Source organism: Bradyrhizobium sp. CB1717 (assembly GCF_029714325.1).
Classification (GTDB): Bacteria; Pseudomonadota; Alphaproteobacteria; order Rhizobiales; family Xanthobacteraceae; genus Bradyrhizobium.
On record NZ_CP121666.1, the window covers coordinates 9,021,022 to 9,037,480 of the forward strand.

Here is a 16,459-nt window from a genome sequence, read left to right on the forward strand (position 1 = left end):
CCAAATCTCGCGATGTAGAAACAGGTGGTGGGCACGGCGCTTTGCGCCTTCCCACCCTACGAGAGCTTCGCTTTGGGCTTCCCGCGCACCATGATCAACGCCGCGGCGGCCACCTCCAGCGCGATGCAGAGATAGAACGGTAGCGCATAGCCGCCGGACCAATCGCGGAGGCCCCCGACAACGCCGGGCCCGAACGCATAGGTCACCTGGTTGATCGCGGTATTCAGACTGATCAGCACGCCGAACGCGGAGCTGTCGAACTCCTGCTGCACGATCAGCGACGGCAGCGTGATGAGGTTGCCGACCGAGAAGCCGAACACCGCGCAGGCCGCGATCAGCACATAATCGTTGTGCAGGTTGATGACGACGAGGAGCGCGGCAGCCTGGCTCAGGAACGAGATTGCGGAGGCCAGCCGCTGGTTGAGGCGGTCGATCACCAGCGAGAACAGCACGCGGCCGACCACCGCCATCGCAGTCAGCACTGCGACGGCAACCGCGGCGCGCTCGCGGCCGATCACGGGATCGAGGAACGAGATCAGGTGCACGATGAAGCCGACCTGCGCGAACAGCACTAGGGCGAATGCAATGGTCACCGTGAGGAAGCCGAGGTCGCGCAGCGCCCAGGCGCGGATCTGCGTCGACGATTGCGGCTTTGCTTTCGTCGCAGCCTGCCAGCCGTGAAGATCGGGCGGGCGGCCGACGAGAACCAGGATCACCGGCACGAGCAGCACCAGCATGGCGCCGGCGGCGGCGTACATCGCGCTGGCGAAGCCGACATGGCCGATCAGCGTCACCAGCAGCGGCACACCGACGATGCCGCCGAAGCTGGCGCCGTTGAGCGCGAGGCTGATCGCCATGCCGCGCTTTTGGTCGAACCACAGGCTGATCGTGTTGGTGATCATGGCAAGGCTGGTACCGGCCCAGCCGAAGGCGAGCACGGCGTCGGCGAGATAGAGCTGCCAGGGCTCGCGCACCGCGCCGATCGCGACCGCGGCGGCCGCCATCGCCAGCGTGCCGGCGATCAGGCTGAGCCGCGGACCGTATTTTCGCACGGCTTCGCCGACGAAGACGACCAGCAGCGCGCCGAACAGATAGAAGAACGTCGTGCCGGAGGAGATCAGCGAGGCCGGCCAGCCCCGCGCGCGCTGCAGCTCGGCGACATAGACGCTCTGGCCGTAGAAGCCGAGCCCCCAGCCGAAGGTGGCGAGCAGGAAGCAGACGGCGACGATGCGCCAGCCTTCGTAGCGAAGCGAGGACTCGTCGATGGGAACCGTATGGCGGGGGTTGTCGAGCATTTGCGCTTCTCCTTCGCATCCCCCGCGGGCGCCTTGCGTCACGCCCGTCTGTTGATGACGAGCATCATGTAACAATCGGCCTCCCGAAAATCACTTCGATCTGGATCGAAGTGTCAACGCTGCTGACAGCCTCCCGCCATCCTTTCGAGCATGAGCCTTTTCGAAAAACCGCTTCGCACTTTTCCGGATCATGCGTCACACCGCGTCCGGGAACTCACCCATCGCCGCCTCGAGCCGCGCCTTGCGGCGCTTCGCCCAGGAGACCAGCGAGAGCACGGCAAGGCCGAGCATGACCGGCGGGAACACCACCATGTTCACCGCCGACCAGCCGTAATTGGCGAGCAGTTGCCCGGAGGAGAACGAGCCGATCGCCATCATGCCGAACACCAGGAAATCGTTGAAGGCCTGCACCTTGTTGCGCTCCTGCGGGCGGTGCGTCTCCAGCACCAGCGCGGAGGCGCCGATGAAGGAGAAATTCCAGCCGACGCCGAGCACGATCAGCGTGGCCCAGAAATGCATCGCCGTGATGCCGGAGAGGCCGATGGTGGCGGCGCCCGCTTCCAGCAGGAGGCCGGCGGCCACGATTTTCGGAGCGCCGAAGCGCGCGATCAGAGTCCCCGTGAAGAAGCTCGGACCGTACATCGCGACGATGTGCCACTGAATGCCGAAATTGGAATCGCTGAGGCTGAGGCCGCACATCTTCATGGCGAGCGGCGCCGAGGTCATCACCAGATTCATCATGGGATAGGCGATCACGCCGCACAGCGCCGCCGCGATGAAGCGCGGCTGGCTGACGATCGTGAGCAGCGGCCGCCCGCCGTGCAGATCGGCCGGAGCGGGCCTCGGCATATCGACGCCGGCGACGATGCCCATCGCGACCAAGGCTACGGCGGCCTGCACCAGGAAGCTGAAGGCGAACAGATAAGGCTGCCAGACATCCATGGTCCATTGCACGAGTTGCGGACCGAGCACGCCGGCGAACACGCCGCCGGCCATCACCCAGGACACCGCCTTCGGGCGATACGCCGCGCTGGCGCCATCGGCCGCCGCGAAGCGATAGGATTGCGCCACCGCGCCGTAGAGGCCGCCGAGGAAGGTCGCCAGACAAAACAGCGCGAACGAGCCGTGCAGGATCGCGAACGAGCCGAGCAGACCGGTGAGCGTGCCGAGACCCGTGCCGGTGATGAAAGCGGCGCGGCGGCCGAAGCGGCGCGAGATCGCGCCGGTCGGTAGCGTGCCGGCGGCGAGCCCGACCACATACATCGAGATCGGCACGGTCGCGAACGACATGTCGGGCGCGAGCGTGGCGCCGACGATCGCGCCGGTGGCGAAAATGACCGCCGAATTGGCGCCGGTCAGCGCCTGCGCGGCGGCAAGGCGCACCACATTGGCACGCACGCGGGCATCGGCGGCGATCTCATTGGCTGCAGTCACGTCCAGCATCGGCACTTCCGCCCCAAGGGCATTTGAGGCTTTCGAGGGCCTTGTTGATTCCCGGCACTATGGAGGGGCGCGGAAGGACGGGCAACCGACGCAAACGGGCGCGGGCCATGCCTCTGACGCAATCGGTTGGATGATAGCGGCGCGCGGCCTTGACGGCTTGCGCTCGATCAAATCCTATCCGTCGCGAATTTTACGGAGTTTCGTTCATGTCCGTCGACGACAGGCCCACGCTCAGCGCTCCCGACGACGATCCCTGGCTGTGGCTGGAGGAGATCGAAGGGCGGCAGGCGCTCGACTTCGTCGAGCGGCAGAATGAGCTGACGCTTCAAGCGTTCGGCGGCGCGGCCTTCGCGCGCGATCGCGATACCCTCGCGGCGATCTATGATCGTCCCGACAACATTCCCTATGTCAGCCGCCGCGGCACCGACCTGCATAACCTCTGGAAGGACGCCGGCAATCCGCGCGGCCTGTGGCGGCGAACGACGCTGGCGGAATTTCGCAAAGCCGCACCGGTGTGGGAGACCATGCTGGATATCGACCAGCTCGCGGCAAAGGAAGGCGAGGACTGGCTCCTCAGCGGGATCGCCACGATGCCGGGAAGCTCGCGCGCCATCCTGAGCCTGTCGCGCGGCGGCAGCGACGCCGTCACCCTGCGCGAGTTCGACCTCGCCACCAGGAGCTTCGTTGCGGACGGCTTTACGCTGCCGGAGGCCAAGGGCGGCGTGGACTGGCTCGATGCCGACACGCTGCTGCTGTCGAGCGCCCATGGCGAGGGCATGGCGACGACATCGGGCTATGCGCGAACGGTTCGCCTGTGGCGGCGCGGCCAGCCTGTCGACCAGGCCGAGTCGGTCGCGGAGACCACGGAAGATCACATGGTGATCTACGGCGGCGTCGATGACACGGGACCTGCGCCGCGCACCTGGATCATCGACCAGATCGACTTCTTCAATCACGCCATCTGGCTGCGCGATGCCGCCGGCACGATGACGAAGCTTGACCTGCCGACCGGCGTCTGGATGCAGGCGCATGGCGACTGGTTCGCGATCAAGCTGCGCAAGGACTGGACGGCCGGAGGCCGCGCCTATGCCACCGACACAGTGCTCGGCATCTCGCTCTCCGCCTTCCTCGCCGGCAGCCGCGATTTTGTCGTCCTGTTCGAGCCTGCACCGCGGCGCGCCTTGCAAGGGCTTTTCTGGGTCGCAGGAAAGCTGGTGCTGTCGATTCTCGACGAGCTCAAACCGCAATTCGAGATCTGGACGCCAGCCGCTACGGGCTGGAGCCGCGAGACGCTTCCCGGCCTGCCGCAGATCGGCGTCGTCGACGTCTGGGCGCTCGATCGGCATCCGTCCGAAAGCAACGGCGATCTCCTCGCCAATGTGCAGGACCCGCTCACGCCGCCCTCGATGCTGCTGATCGCGCGCGGCGTCGCAAGTCCGACCGTGCTGAAGCAGGCGCCGAAGACGTTCACCGCCGACGGCCTCGTGGTGACGCAGCACGAGGCGATCTCTGTTGACGGCGAGCGCATTCCCTATGTGCAGACCGGCCCCGCCAAGGAGACCGGCGATGCGCCGGTCTTCATGAGCGCCTATGGCGGCTTCGCCGTCGCCGTGAAGCCGTACTACAACGCCTCGCTCGGCAAGCTGTGGCTGGAGCGCGGCGGCACCACGGTGGAGGCGAATTTGCGCGGCGGCGGCGAGTTCGGCACGCGCTGGCACGATGCCGGGCGCCTCGCCGGCAAGAAGCTGTCGCATGACGATTTCGCGGCCGTGGCCGCCGACCTCGTCCGCCGCGGCGTGACGAGCGCGAAGCGGATTGCAGCACAAGGCGGCTCGAACGGCGGCATTCTCATCACCAACATGCTGGTGCGCTATCCCGAGCGCTTCGGCGCGCTGTTCTGCACCATCCCGCTGATCGACATGCGCCGCTACACAAAGCTGCTCGCCGGCGCGAGCTGGATCGCGGAATATGGCGATCCTGACAAGGTGGAGGAGTGGGAATGGCTGAAGACCTACTCCGCCTATCACAACGTGAAAACTGGCCAGTCCTATCCACCGATCCTGATCGCGACGACGCGGCGTGACGACCGCGTCCACCCCGGCCATGCCCGCAAGATGGCGGCCAAGCTCCAGGCGATGGGCTATGAGGCCTGGTTCTACGAGCCGGCCGCAGGCGGCCATGGCTACGGCAAGGACAACAAGGAGCGCGCCGGCTTCGAGGTGCTCGGCTTCCGGTTCTTGAAGGAGAAGATCGGCTGGAAGGATGGCGAAGGCTGAAGGGGCGAACATGCAATTCATTGCGTCCGGCCGCGCCAGGCTCGCGACCGAAATCGTGGGCGACGGCACCGCAATTGTCTTTCTTCATGCCAATGTGTGCGACCGGCGCATGTGGCGCGACCAGATGGATGCAATCGGCACCACCCACAAGGCGGTCGCCTATGACCGGCGCGGCTTCGGCGAAACGCGCGCCGAGCCGGAGGACTTTTCCGCCCTGTCGGACCTGATGGCAGTGCTGGAGGCGACCGCAGGCGGCAAGCCCGCAATTCTCGTTGGCTGCTCCCTCGGCGGCCGCATCGCGCTCGATGCCGCCATCCGTCACAAGTCGCGCGTTCGTGCGCTCGTCCTGATCGCGCCCAATGTCGCCGGCGCGCCCGATCCGACCTACACGCCCGACATCGCCAGGCTGATGGCGCAGTCGAAAGAGGCGGAGGTGTCCGGCGATGTCGATCGGTTGAACGCGTTGAAAGCGCGCCTCCTGCTGGATGGAGCGCTGGCGCCCGAAGGTCGCGTCACCGGGCCTACGCGCGATCTGTTCCTCGACATGAACGGCATCGCACTCCGCTCGCCGCCGTTCGGAACGGACGTCGACATTCGTCCCTTCTTCGACCGGCTCGGCGATGTCGCGGTGCCGACACTCGTAGCTTGGGGCGACCTCGACTTCCCCTATGTTCAGGATCGTTGCCGCCACGTCGCGGCGGTCGTGCCGGGTGCGGAGAGGCATGAAATGCCGGGCGTGGCGCATCTCCCGAGCCTGGAGCGGCCGGCGGAGGTTACGGCTCTCATTTCCGAATTCGTCGCACGACATGCGGGAGCAGGCGAGGCGCGATAGCGCTACCGCTTCGCGCTCTCACCATCACGACGTGAGGCGGGTACCGCTCTCTCATTCCCCCCCGCAAGGGGGGAGGGAGCGCACCGCTGTTATGGCGTGCACCCAGACCCAAGTCTGGCAGCGCCTCACCCCCGCGCAAACACCAGCGTCAGATTGTTCGCGGGCATCTCGATCGTATCGACGAGGCGAAGGCCTACCGCCTTCGCCAGCTTCTCGACATCGACGACGTCGCGCACGCCCCAGTCGGGATTGCCTTCGCGCAACGACGTGTCGAACACGGCGTTGCTGAGCGCGGTGTGCTTGCCGTCGCGCTTGAACGGGCCATAGAGGAACAGCTTGCCGTCAGCGCGCAAGTAGCGGCCGGCGCCGGCGAACAGGCCTTCGGCCACGGTCCAGGGCGCGATGTGGATAACATTGGCGCAGAACACGGCGGCAAGGCTGCTCGGCCCCTGCCCGCTCTTCATCTCCGGACACCAGTCGGGATCGGTGAGGTCGATCCGCAACGGCGAGCGGATGTTCGGCAGGGCCGAATGGACGCGCCAGGCCTCGATGCTCTTCACGTGCCGCTGGTTGAGGTCGCTGGGCCACCAGATCAGGCCGGGCGTATGCCCGGCGAAATGGACCACGTGCTGGCCGGTTCCGCTGCCGACCTCGACCACATTGCCGGTCAGCCCAGCCAGATGCTTCTCCAGCGCCGCCCAGATCGGCTCGTGATTGCGATGGAAGGCCGGCGCATCGAGCCGGCCGTCGGGCTCGACCCGTCCGCCGTCCCTGCCAAATTCGACGACATATTCAGCCAAGTGAGGTCCCCTTGAAAAAACGAGAACGCGATGAAAACAGGATGAGCGCCCAAACGCCACGAAACAGCCGGCCCGCACCCACGATCTTTAACGCCTGGGGACTCCTGGGGCCAAATCGACCGAACAAATAATCTCTTCAGTTGCAATGCGGAAGATATTAACTCCATTTTGCCGCGTGCATAGTCTTGATTGTCAGGGGCGGCCCTTTGTGCTTTGGAACGCTCCTATTTCCGCGATCGAGATCATCGCCATAAAGCCTCGGAATGACGCCTTGACCGCTCTTGTCCGGACGCCCGTCCTGTTCATCCTGCTGGCCATCGCCGCCGGCCTCGCTAGCCCGGCGCGGGCGCAATCCGCCGTGACTGAGGGCCAAAAGCTTGCCTTCGACCGCGGCAAGGGAAATTGCCTGACCTGCCACGTCATCAAGGGCGGCGACCTGCCGGGAACGATCGGCCCCGAGCTGAAGGACATCAAATCAAAATACCCTGATCGCAACGAGCTGGTGGCGATCATCTTCGACGAGACCAAGCGCAATCCCCAGACCATGATGCCGCCGTTCGGCCGGAACCGGATTTTGACCGAACAGGAGATCAGCGCGATCGTTGATTTCCTGCAGACCCTGTAACGGCCGGCGGCCCAGGAGACCCGAGATGACCACGACCACCGGCCCTCATCCGACGCGGCGCCTGATCCTTCAAGGTGCGGCCTCCGTCGCGCTGCTCGGCCTCGGCAATCTGCCGTTCGGCGCCGCACCCGCGCACGCCGCAGCCAACGACAAATATCCGGACGAGGCGTTCAAGCTGAAGAACGAGGCGGACGCGATCAAGGCACTCTACGGCAAGACCGCCGAGCCCTCGGACAAGGTCAAGCTCGACGCGCCCGAGATTGCCGAGAACGGCGGCGTGGTGCCGATCTCGGTGACGACGACGCTCGACAAGGTGTCCTCGATCTCGTTCTTCGTCGCCGAGAACCCGTTCGCGCTGGCCGCTTCCTACAAGATTCCCGACGGCACGTTGCCGAGCGTTGCCAACCGGCTGAAGATGGCCAAGACCACCAATGTGACCGCGATCGTGGAAGCCGACGGCAAGCTCTACAGCGCGACCAAGGAAGTGAAGGTCACCGTCGGCGGTTGCGGCGGTTAAGCGAGGCAGTTCGACATGGCATCCAGCATTCGCGTGCGCGCAACATCCAACGGCGACATCACCGAGGTGCAGGCGCTGATCCAGCACCCCATGGACACCGGCCTCGTCAAGGATTCCAAGGGCGAGGTGATCCCTGCGCATTTCATCCAGCAGCTGAAGTTCGAATGTAACGGCAAGGACGTGTTCGTCGCCGATTGGGGCACCGCGGTCTCCAAGGACCCCTATGTCAAGTTCAGCTTCAAGGGCGCGAAGAAGGGCGACGAGCTCAAGATCTCCTGGACCGACAACAAGGGTGGCTCGGACACGACCACCGCGAAGATCGCGTGATGAAGGCCCGCATCCCCCTCCTGCTTGGCTCGCTCAGCGCCGCGCTGGTCGCGTTCGTGCTGACTTCTCCAGGCGTATTTGCGGCCGACAAGGTCGATCCTGTTGCCGATGCCAAGGCGTTCCAGAACTTCTTTTTCCAGAAGTTTCCGAACGTGAAGCACGAGGATTTCGTCAACGGTCCTTATTCCATGAACGAGGACATGAAGCGGCAGTGGCAGGAGAAGGAGGAATTCCCGCCTTACGAGTTCGCACTCGATGCCGGCAAGGAGATGTTCTCGACCCCGTTCAAGAACGGCAAGACCTATGCCGACTGCTTCCCGAACGGCGGCATCGGCATCCGCCAGAACTATCCCTATTTCGACGAGAAGGAAGGCAAGGTCGTCACGCTGGAGCTCGCGCTCAACCGCTGCCGCGAGGCCAATGGCGAAGCGCCCTACTCCTACGTCAAGGACGAGATGGCCTCACTGACCGCCTACATGGCCTACACCTCGCGCGGCAAGCTGATGGACATCAAGATCCCCGATGATCCCCGTGCGCTCGCGGCGTTCGAGAACGGCAAGCGCTATTTCTACACACGCCGCGGCCAGATGAATTTCTCCTGCGCGAGCTGCCATGTGCAGAGCCCGGGCGAGCGCATCCGCGCCGAGATCCTGGCGCCGGCGCTCGGCATTTTGAACGCGATGCCGATCTACCGCTCCGAATGGAGCGGCATGGGCACGACCAGCCGCCGCTTCGTCACCTGCAACAGCCAGACCCGCGCGGTTCCGCTGGAGCCGCAGGCGGATGAATATCGCGACGTCGAATATTTCCTGTCCTACGTCGCCAATGGTCTGCCGATTTCGGGACCGGGAGCGCGGCCATGAAGCTGTCACTTCCCCTCGCCATGCTGCTCGCCCTGAGCCTTGCGCCATCCGCGCGCGCGGCAAATGAGGCGGACTACAAGGCGGCCTATGCCGCCGCCGAGGCCGCCTCCAAGGAGGCAGCCGGCATGCGCAACCAGTGGACCGTGACCGTATCTGCGCTGGCAGCCGCCAAGAAGGCGGCCGACGGCGGCGATTTCGACCGCGCGCTGGCCGCAGCCAAGGAAGCCGAAGCGCTGGCGAAGGCGTCGATCTTCCAGGCGACGTCCGAAAAAGAAGCCTGGAAGGCGATGGAAATCCGCTAGACTGGGCCTGTTGAAGCTGTCGGACCGTCGTTGAAGGGGCGCGGAGAATTAGAGATTCGAGATGGCCATCCGCCGCCGCGATTTCCTGAAGGGGGCAGGTCTTGCCGCCGCATCGCTCAGCCTGCCCCGGCTTGCGCGCGGCACTGAGACCGCAAGCATTTACGAGCTCGAACGGTTCGGCAATGCGCGGATCCTGCACATCACCGACGCGCATGCGCAGCTCAACCCGGTCTATTTCCGCGAGCCGAGCGTCAATATCGGCATCGGCGAGATGGCGGGACGGCCGCCGCATCTGGTCGGACGCGCCTTCCTGGAACGGTTCGGCATCAGGCCCGACAGCGCCGATGCCTATGCCTTCACCTGCTTCGAGTTCGAGAAGTCCGCGGGCCGCTTCGGCAAGCTCGGCGGCTTTGCCCATCTGAAGACCCTGGTCGACCGCCTGCGCGGCGATGTCGGCGAGAAGGATTCCGTGCTCGTCGACGGCGGCGACCTCTGGCAGGGCACCGGGCTTGCCAACGTCATGCAGGGCCGCGACATGGTCGAGGTCGCCAATCTGCTCGGCATCGAGGCGATGACCGGGCATTGGGAATTCACCTATGGCGAGCAGGTGCTGCGCGACAATCTCGAGCGCTTCAAGGGCGAGTTTCTGGCGCAGAACGTGTTCCTGACCGAGGAAGCCGCGTTCAACGACGCCCGCGCCTTCGACCCCGCGACCGGGCGCGTGTTCAAGCCCTCTTTCATCAAGGAGCTCGGCGGTCACCGCGTCGCGATCGTCGGCCAGGCCTTCCCCTACGTGCCGATCGCGCATCCAAAACGCTTCACGCCGGACTGGACCTTCGGCATCCGCGAGGAGGAGCTGCAGAAGCATGTCGACGCCTTGCGCGGCACCGACAAGGTCGATGCCGTCATCCTGCTGTCGCACAACGGCATGGACGTCGACCTCAAGCTCGCCAGCCGCATCAGCGGCATCGACGTCATCCTCGGCGGTCACACCCATGATGCCGTGCCGCAGCCGATTGCGGTGAAGAACGCGGGCGGCACCACGCTCGTCACCAATGCCGGCTCGAACGGAAAATTTTTGGGCGTGCTCGATCTCGCGCTCGACAAGGGCAAGGTCAGCGACGTCAGGTATCGCCTGTTGCCGGTCTATTCGGAGCTCCTGAAGCCCGATCCCGCGATGGCCGAGCTGATCGGGCGGGTTCGCGCGCCGCATGTCTCCGACTGGTCGGAGAAGATCGCGACCCCCGACCGCCTGCTCTATCGCCGCGGCAATTTCACCGGTCCCATGGACGAACTGATCTGCACCGCGCTGCGCACCGAGCTCGATGCCGAGATCGCGCTGTCGCCGGGCTTCCGCTGGGGCGTCACCGCGCTGTCGGGCCAGGCGCTGACCATGGAGGACCTGCTCGCGGAAACCGCGATCACCTATCCCGAGACCTACGTGCAGGAGATGACCGGCGCCGAGATCAAGACCGTGCTGGAAGATGTCTGTGACAATCTCTTCAACGCCGATCCCTACTACCAGCAGGGCGGCGACATGGTGCGCGCCGGCGGGCTCAGCTACACCTGCACGCCGACGGATGCGATCGGCAGCCGTATCTCGGAGCTGCAGCTCGGTAATGGCAAGGCGATCAGCGCCAGCCACCGCTACAAGGTGGCAGGCTGGGCCTCGGTCAACGGCCGGCAGGGCGCACCGGTGTGGGACGTCGTCGGCAAATATCTGCGCTCGGGCCGGATGCTTCCGGAGCGGCTCGGCTCCGGCATCGCGCTGAAAGGCGTCGACGGCAACCCGGGCATTGCGGGATAAGGACGATGCGGTTGCAGGTGTTTCGCGCGATGCTGTTGGCGCTGCTGGCCTGGGCGGCGATGCCACAGGCTTTTGCGCAGCAGGTGCCGCTCCAGGACAAGCCGTTCGCCGAGCACAAGATCGTGCTCCAGCTCTCCGATGGCGATGCGAAGAAGCAGGCGCTGGTGCTGAGCGTCGCCAACAATCTGCTGAAGGCCTACGATCCCGACAAGGTCGCGATCGAGGTGGTGGCGTTCGGTCCCGGCATCGACCTGCTGCTCGCCGGCAGCGAGCGCCGCAAGCAGGTCGAAAGCCTGATCGCGCAGGGCGTCCGCTTCGACATCTGCCTCAACACGGTGGACACGCTCGAGCGCGAGACCGGCAAGCGGCCGGAGTTCATCCCGGGCACAACGCCGGTGCAGGTGGGGGTCGGGCAGATCCTGTTTTTGGCGGAGAACGGGTACACATTGGTAAGGCCGTAGGGGACTCCACAGTCATTCCGGGGCGGCTCGCAGAGCCGAACCCGGAATCTCGAGATTCCGGGTTCGATGCTGCGCATCGCCCCGGAATGACGAGCAGGGCCCACTGAATAAAAATCTTCCAAAATACCTTTCATTCACAGTGAATTACTTCTCTTTCCGGCCTGCAACGTAGTAGAATCCTCGAAATCAGTTCCAAGCCGGGTCCTGCCATGATCTTCCGCCAGCTCTTCGACAGCGTTTCGGGCACCTACAGCTATGTCCTCGCCAGCCGTCCCGGCGGCGAGGCGCTGATCCTCGATCCGGTGCTGGAAAAGGTCGATCGCTATTGCCAGCTGCTGCGCGAGCTCGACCTCAAGCTGGTCAAGGCGGTCGACACGCATCTGCATGCCGACCACGTCACCGGGCTCGGCGAGTTGCGCGACCGCACTCATTGCATGACCGTGATGGGCGACCAGACCAAGGCCGACGTGGTGGCGATGCGGGTCGCCGACGGCGACAAGGTGACGATCGAGGGCCTGTCGCTCGACGTGATGTACACGCCGGGCCACACCGATGATTCCTATTCCTATTTGATGGGCGACCGCGTCTTCACCGGCGACACGCTGCTGATCCGCGGCACCGGCCGCACCGATTTCCAGAACGGCTCGTCGCGTGCGCAGTACGAGTCGATCTTCAATCGCCTGCTCAAGCTACCCGACGAGACGATGGTGTTTCCGGCGCATGACTACAAGGGCGACACCGTCTCCACCATCGGCGAGGAGAAGCGCTACAACCCGCGGCTCCAGGTGCGCTCGGTCGACGAATATATCGAGCTGATGGCCAATCTGAAGCTGCCCAACCCGAAGATGATGGACGTGGCCGTGCCCGCCAACATGCGGGTCGGCCTGCATCAGGAGGAGCTGGAGAAAGAAGGCCGCGCGCTCAGCGCGGTCGAGGCGATCCGCTCGCTCCACCGACCCGACATCCTGCTGGTGGACTTGCGCGAGACCAATGAGCGGATGAAGCACGGCATGCTCGAGGGCGCGCTGCACACGCCCTATCCCTCGGTCGAAGAAAGCCTGAAGCCCGGCGGCATGCTGCGCGAGGTCGCGGCCGCGACGGGCCGCCGCGTCGTGTTCTTCTGCGCCTTCGGCGAACGCTCGGCGATGGCGGTTGCGGCTGCAAAGGACGCAGGCCTGCTCAACACCGCCCATATCGCCGGCGGCATCGATGCCTGGAAGAAGGCCGGCGGGCCGATCATGCATTGACGGTCTCGTCGCGTCCCTTGAGATAAGTCAGGAACCGCACATATTGTGCGGGTAGATTCGGATGCAGCATCACCATCCGGGACCAGCCATGGCCAAGACCGCCAACAAGACCGCCAAGCCGGGCGAACCGCCCAAATCAGCGGATGACAAGGCGAAGAAGCCACCGCCGCCGCGCGCCATCGACGACGACGATTACGAGGACGGCGACATCGCAACGCCGAAGCGGGATCGGTATGGGGCGGATGACGAGCCGTTGTGAGCGCGTAAACTTGCCTCACAAATGGTGCGTTCCCTCCCCCCTTGCGGGGAAGGGTTAGGGAGAGGGGTGCCGCGCGCGGACTCAACTTTTCCTGGGTACCCCTCTCCCCCGCCCTTCCCCCGCAAGGGGGAGGGAGCGCGGTGTGCCCGGCTGGACCGTTGAGCGAGTATCGGGAGGCACCGCGCCCACCCGCGCTATCTGCCATGCGCCTGCGTTCATGGACAAATAACCGCCCTGCCCGATAGTTTGCCCGTCCATCGGGAGTGAAACGGAACTGCAATGGTCGACGTTCTCGCCGCACCGCAGCAAGGCAAGGCGGACAGTGCGCTGCGCACGCTGACGGGGATCTCGATCGCGCATTGGGTCAGCCATTTCCATCTGCTGGTCCTGCCGATGCTGTTCCCGTTCCTGAAGGACAAGCTCGGCGTCGGCTATATCGAGCTCGGCTTCTCGCTGACCACGTTCGCCGTCGTCTCGGGCCTGACGCAGGCGCCGACGGGCTATCTCGTCGACCATTTTGGCGCGCGGAAGATCCTGCTGGCCGGGCTCGCGCTTGGCGGCTTTGCGCTGATCCTGCTCGGCCTGCATCTGAGTTACGCCTCGCTGATCGCGTGCGCGGTGCTGCTGGGGCTCGCCAACAGCGTCTATCACCCCGCCGATTACGCGATCCTGGCCGAGCACATGGACGAGGCGCGGATGGGCCGCGCCTTCTCGGTCCATACCTTTGCGGGCTTTCTCGGCGGCGCGGTGGCACCGGCGATCGTCGCAGCGCTCGTCACGATATCAGGCGGCACCGGCGCGCTGATCGCGTCGGGGGCGATCGGCGTGCTGGTGGCGTTGCTGCTGATCGCCATGAACATCCCCGATGCCGGCGCGCACAAGAAGAAGCCCGGCGCGGAGAACGCACCGAAGCAGGCCGTGATCACGCCGGCGCTGATGATGCTGACCGTGCTGTTCATGCTGCTCAGCCTATCGGTCGCCGGCATCAACAATTTCGGCGTCGTCGCGCTGATGAGCGGCTATGGCGCCTCCTATTCCTCGGCCAACGTCATGCTGACGGCGTTCCTCGGCTGCAGCGCCGCGGGCGTGCTCGCCGGCGGCTTCCTCGCCGACCACACCGAGCGCCATGGCTATGTCGCCGCCGCCTGCTTTGCCGTGAACGCGGCACTCGTGCTGCTGATCGCGCTCTTCGCGTTGCCCGGCTGGGCGCTGACCGCCGCGATGGCGACGGCAGGCTTCCTCTCCGGCGTGATCGCGCCGTCGCGGGACATGCTGGTGCGCAATGCCGCGCCTGCGGGTGCAGCGGGGCGCGCCTTCGGCATCGTCTCGACCGGCTTCAATCTCGGCGGCATCGTCTCACCGCTGCTGTTCGGCTGGATCATGGACCAGAGCGCGCCGCATTGGGTGTTCGGGGCGTCCGTGATCTTCATGCTGGCAACGGTGGTGCTGTCGCCGTTCACGGAGCGGCGGGCGGCGAAGGCTTGACGAAGGTCGCGCCTCAAACTCAATCGTCGTCCCGGCCCCCGTGCGCAATTGCGCACTAGGCCGGGACGACGAGAAACAACAACAAAACGGGAAGAAACACTATGAGCAATCCTGATCTCGTGATCCGCGGCGGCACTGTTGCGGACGGCGGTGGCGGCGAGCTGTTCGAGGCTGACGTCGCCATCACCGGTGGCAGGATCAGTGACATCGGAAAAATCTCTGCGAAGGGACAAGAAGAGATCGACGCGCGCGGCAAACTGGTGACACCGGGTTTCGTCGACGTGCACACGCACTATGACGGCCAGGTCACCTGGAGCCAGGACATCACGCCGTCCTCGCAGAACGGCGTCACCACGGCGATCATGGGCAATTGCGGCGTCGGCTTTGCGCCGTGCAAGCCGGCCGACCACACCCGCCTGATCCAGCTGATGGAAGGCGTCGAGGACATTCCCGAGCCGGTCTTGAGCGCCGGCATTCCCTGGGCCTGGGAGAGCTTTCCCGATTACATGGACTGGCTCTCCAGGCGCGATTTCGACATCGACGTCGGTGCGCAGCTGCCGCATGCGGCGCTACGGGTTTATGTCATGGGCGAGCGCGGCGCGCGCCGCGATCCCTCGACCGCCGAGGACAACGCGGCGATGGCCAAGCTCGCGGGCGAAGCGGTGCGCTCCGGTGCACTCGGCTTCTCGACCTCGCGCACGCTCAACCATCGCACCTCGACCGGCGATTTCACGCCGACCTTGAAGGCGGGCGAGGACGAGCTCACCGCGATCGCCGGCGCGATGCATCGGCAGGGCCGCAGCGTGCTGCAATTCGTGCTCGACCTCTCCACCATTCACGAAGATTTGCCGATGATGCTGCGGGTCGCGGACTCAACGAAATGCCCGATCTCGTTCTCGATCACGCAGAACGATAGATCGCCAAACCGCTGGCGCCAGACGCTGGACGAGATCAACGCGGCCGCACAGCGCGGCCTCTCCATTACGGCGCAGATTGCGGCACGGCCCGTCGGCCTGCTGCTCGGGCTCGAGCTGTCGCGCAACCCGTTCCAGACCCATCCGAGCTACAAGGCGATCGCGCATCTGCCGCTGCAGGAGCGGCTGGCACGGCTGCACCAGCCGGAGGTGCGTAAGGCGATCCTCAGGGAAACGGCGACCGCGACCGACGATCCGCTGTTCTTCCGGCCCAACTACGACAAGATGTTTTTGCTCGGCGATCCCCCTGACTATGAGCAGCCGCCGGAGAACGCGCTGGGCCCGCAAGCGCGCAGGCAGGGCCGGCAGCCGGAGGAGATCGCTTACGACGCGATGCTGTCCGACGAGGGCCGCGGCATGCTCTACGTGCCCTTCCTCAACTATTCCGACGGCAATCTCGATGCGACGCGCGAGATGCTGCTCGATCCGCAATCGGTGCCGGGCCTGTCCGACGGCGGCGCGCATTGCGGCATCATCTGCGATGCGAGCTTCCCGACCTATCTGCTGACGCACTGGACGCGCGACCGCACGCGCGGCGAGAAGCTGTCGATCCCGTTCGTCGTCGCGGCGCAGTCGCGCAAGACCGCGCTCTCGGTTGGCCTCGTCGACCGCGGGCTGATCGCGCCCGGCTACAAGGCCGACGTCAACGTGATCGACTACGACCGGCTGCACCTGCATCCGCCGAAGGTGCATTACGACCTGCCGGTCGGTGGTCGCAGGTTGCTGCAGGATGTCGACGGCTATGAGGCGACGATCGTGTCGGGCGTCGTGACGCGGCGGCACGGCGCGGCGACGGGACGGCGGCCTGGGAAGTTGATTCGGGGTGCGCAGGGGGTGAATTAGGCGAGGAGTTGCTTGCTTACCCTCCCCTGGAGGGGGAGGGTCGGCTCACATGGAGCGCAAGCGGAATGTGAGACGGGGTGGGGTGACGGTTTCTCCCCATCCA

16 protein-coding genes are annotated in these 16,459 nt (G+C 65.3%); 13 read left to right on the forward strand and 3 right to left on the reverse strand.

The genetic code is table 11. The features are described from left to right. Positions 1-56: 56 nt before the first annotated feature. Together QA649_RS41985 and QA649_RS41990 are read right to left on the reverse strand one after the other, a co-directional pair. A complete protein-coding gene (locus tag QA649_RS41985; protein ID WP_283022272.1) occupies positions 57-1,295 on the reverse strand; it encodes an MFS transporter in 1,239 nt (412 codons plus the stop codon). Positions 1,296-1,490: 195 nt separating this feature from the next. Beyond that, positions 1,491-2,738 (reverse strand): MFS transporter, encoded by a 1,248-nt coding sequence (locus QA649_RS41990; protein ID WP_283022273.1) that lies wholly within the window; start codon positions 2,736-2,738, stop codon positions 1,491-1,493. 206 nt (positions 2,739-2,944) lie between these two features. Between QA649_RS41990 and QA649_RS41995 the strand changes: the two genes are divergently transcribed. Then, positions 2,945-5,014: a prolyl oligopeptidase family serine peptidase gene (locus tag QA649_RS41995; RefSeq protein WP_283022274.1), complete on the forward strand. Its 2,070-nt coding sequence runs from the start codon at positions 2,945-2,947 to the stop codon at positions 5,012-5,014. Between the two features lie 10 nt (positions 5,015-5,024). Further along, a complete protein-coding gene (locus tag QA649_RS42000) occupies positions 5,025-5,846 on the forward strand; it encodes an alpha/beta hydrolase (protein ID WP_283022275.1) in 822 nt (273 codons plus the stop codon). A gap of 125 nt (positions 5,847-5,971) precedes the next feature. Here QA649_RS42000 and QA649_RS42005 read toward each other — a convergent pair whose 3' ends face one another. Then, positions 5,972-6,646 carry a DUF938 domain-containing protein gene (locus QA649_RS42005; protein ID WP_283022276.1) on the reverse strand — a complete coding sequence of 225 codons (675 nt, stop codon included), beginning with the start codon at positions 6,644-6,646 and terminating at the stop codon, positions 5,972-5,974. 271 nt (positions 6,647-6,917) lie between these two features. On the opposite strand from QA649_RS42005, the gene soxX reads away from it, so the two are divergent. The 11 genes from soxX to QA649_RS42060 all read left to right on the forward strand — a co-directional run bounded on the left by soxX (position 6,918) and on the right by QA649_RS42060 (position 16,356). Next, positions 6,918-7,271 carry a sulfur oxidation c-type cytochrome SoxX gene (gene soxX, locus QA649_RS42010; protein WP_018644437.1) on the forward strand — a complete coding sequence of 118 codons (354 nt, stop codon included), beginning with the start codon at positions 6,918-6,920 and terminating at the stop codon, positions 7,269-7,271. Positions 7,272-7,296: 25 nt separating this feature from the next. Next, complete coding sequence (gene soxY, locus QA649_RS42015) at positions 7,297-7,788, forward strand: thiosulfate oxidation carrier protein SoxY (protein ID WP_283022277.1); 492 nt, start codon at positions 7,297-7,299, stop codon at positions 7,786-7,788. Between the two features lie 15 nt (positions 7,789-7,803). Continuing rightward, a complete protein-coding gene (gene soxZ / locus QA649_RS42020; RefSeq protein WP_018644435.1) occupies positions 7,804-8,115 on the forward strand; it encodes a thiosulfate oxidation carrier complex protein SoxZ in 312 nt (103 codons plus the stop codon). After that, positions 8,115-8,978, forward strand: a complete 864-nt coding sequence (gene soxA, locus QA649_RS42025; RefSeq protein WP_283022278.1) for a sulfur oxidation c-type cytochrome SoxA — start codon at positions 8,115-8,117, stop codon at positions 8,976-8,978. Before soxZ ends, soxA begins: the two co-directional genes overlap by 1 nt. Beyond that, positions 8,975-9,280, forward strand: a complete 306-nt coding sequence (locus QA649_RS42030; protein WP_018644433.1) for a hypothetical protein — start codon at positions 8,975-8,977, stop codon at positions 9,278-9,280. Before soxA ends, QA649_RS42030 begins: the two co-directional genes overlap by 4 nt. Positions 9,281-9,341: 61 nt before the next feature. Then, positions 9,342-11,087 carry a thiosulfohydrolase SoxB gene (gene soxB / locus QA649_RS42035; RefSeq protein ID WP_283022279.1) on the forward strand — a complete coding sequence of 582 codons (1,746 nt, stop codon included), beginning with the start codon at positions 9,342-9,344 and terminating at the stop codon, positions 11,085-11,087. Positions 11,088-11,092: 5 nt separating this feature from the next. Beyond that, complete coding sequence (locus tag QA649_RS42040; protein ID WP_283022280.1) at positions 11,093-11,548, forward strand: hypothetical protein; 456 nt, start codon at positions 11,093-11,095, stop codon at positions 11,546-11,548. Between the two features lie 209 nt (positions 11,549-11,757). Further along, a complete protein-coding gene (locus QA649_RS42045; protein WP_283022281.1) occupies positions 11,758-12,795 on the forward strand; it encodes an MBL fold metallo-hydrolase in 1,038 nt (345 codons plus the stop codon). A gap of 88 nt (positions 12,796-12,883) precedes the next feature. After that, entirely contained in the window at positions 12,884-13,054 is a 171-nt protein-coding gene (locus QA649_RS42050) for a hypothetical protein (RefSeq protein WP_035666839.1), read from the forward strand. 279 nt (positions 13,055-13,333) lie between these two features. After that, positions 13,334-14,539, forward strand: coding sequence for an MFS transporter (locus QA649_RS42055; protein ID WP_283022282.1), 1,206 nt, complete (start codon positions 13,334-13,336; stop codon positions 14,537-14,539). 101 nt (positions 14,540-14,640) lie between these two features. After that, positions 14,641-16,356, forward strand: coding sequence for an amidohydrolase family protein (locus QA649_RS42060; protein WP_283022283.1), 1,716 nt, complete (start codon positions 14,641-14,643; stop codon positions 16,354-16,356). The last annotated feature ends 103 nt before the right edge of the window (positions 16,357-16,459 follow it).

Excerpts from the sequence above, each read along its gene's own strand:
- QA649_RS41985 (WP_283022272.1), bottom strand. The coding sequence starts at position 1,295 with ATGCTCGACAACCCCCGCCATACGGTTCCCATCGACGAGTCCTCGCTT.
- QA649_RS41990 (WP_283022273.1), bottom strand. The coding sequence starts at position 2,738 with ATGCTGGACGTGACTGCAGCCAATGAGATCGCCGCCGATGCCCGCGTG.
- QA649_RS41995 (WP_283022274.1), top strand. The coding sequence starts at position 2,945 with ATGTCCGTCGACGACAGGCCCACGCTCAGCGCTCCCGACGACGATCCC.
- QA649_RS42000 (WP_283022275.1), top strand. The coding sequence starts at position 5,025 with ATGCAATTCATTGCGTCCGGCCGCGCCAGGCTCGCGACCGAAATCGTG.
- soxY (WP_283022277.1), top strand. The coding sequence starts at position 7,297 with ATGACCACGACCACCGGCCCTCATCCGACGCGGCGCCTGATCCTTCAA.
- soxZ (WP_018644435.1), top strand. The coding sequence starts at position 7,804 with ATGGCATCCAGCATTCGCGTGCGCGCAACATCCAACGGCGACATCACC.
- soxA (WP_283022278.1), top strand. The coding sequence starts at position 8,115 with ATGAAGGCCCGCATCCCCCTCCTGCTTGGCTCGCTCAGCGCCGCGCTG.
- QA649_RS42030 (WP_018644433.1), top strand. The coding sequence starts at position 8,975 with ATGAAGCTGTCACTTCCCCTCGCCATGCTGCTCGCCCTGAGCCTTGCG.
- soxB (WP_283022279.1), top strand. The coding sequence starts at position 9,342 with ATGGCCATCCGCCGCCGCGATTTCCTGAAGGGGGCAGGTCTTGCCGCC.
- QA649_RS42040 (WP_283022280.1), top strand. The coding sequence starts at position 11,093 with ATGCGGTTGCAGGTGTTTCGCGCGATGCTGTTGGCGCTGCTGGCCTGG.
- QA649_RS42045 (WP_283022281.1), top strand. The coding sequence starts at position 11,758 with ATGATCTTCCGCCAGCTCTTCGACAGCGTTTCGGGCACCTACAGCTAT.
- QA649_RS42050 (WP_035666839.1), top strand. The coding sequence starts at position 12,884 with ATGGCCAAGACCGCCAACAAGACCGCCAAGCCGGGCGAACCGCCCAAA.
- QA649_RS42055 (WP_283022282.1), top strand. The coding sequence starts at position 13,334 with ATGGTCGACGTTCTCGCCGCACCGCAGCAAGGCAAGGCGGACAGTGCG.
- QA649_RS42060 (WP_283022283.1), top strand. The coding sequence starts at position 14,641 with ATGAGCAATCCTGATCTCGTGATCCGCGGCGGCACTGTTGCGGACGGC.